A 418-nucleotide genomic window follows, 5' to 3' on the forward strand; every position below is an offset into this window, starting at 1 on the left:
GGTGAAGACGCCCGACCGCAGCACGTACCCGGACCTGCCAGCGGATTTCACCTACCTGCAGGTCAGCGCCGGATTCGATCATTCCCTGGCCGTGGGCAGCGACGGATACGCCTACGCCTGGGGATGCAACTGGTATGGTAACCTCGGCAACAACACCGCCAGCGGAACCAGTGACACGAATCCTGTTCCTGTGCGCGTGCGCGACCCCGCCAACCCCACCGACACGAGCAAAGGACTGCAAGCCGCACAGGTCAGCGCCGGATACCGGCTTTCGCTGGCTGTGGACAGCGACGGCAACGCCTGGGCATGGGGATACAACGGCAATGGCCAGCTCGGCGACGGCAGCAGAAACAGCAAGTCGGCTCCTGTGCCGGTGTCGTTCAACCTGGCTCTGGTGATCACCGGCGTCAGGTTCGAC

General features: G+C 64.1%; 1 protein-coding gene. It reads left to right on the top strand.

All coding sequences use genetic code 11. The features are described 5' to 3' along the window. Positions 1 to 418: RCC1 domain-containing protein (locus tag QRX40_RS08660; protein WP_396184588.1), on the top strand; the 418-nt coding region annotated here is incomplete at both ends.

The organism is Bifidobacterium sp. H6bp9 (genome assembly GCF_032193695.1).
GTDB lineage: Bacteria > Actinomycetota > Actinomycetes > Actinomycetales > Bifidobacteriaceae > Bombiscardovia > Bombiscardovia kimbladii.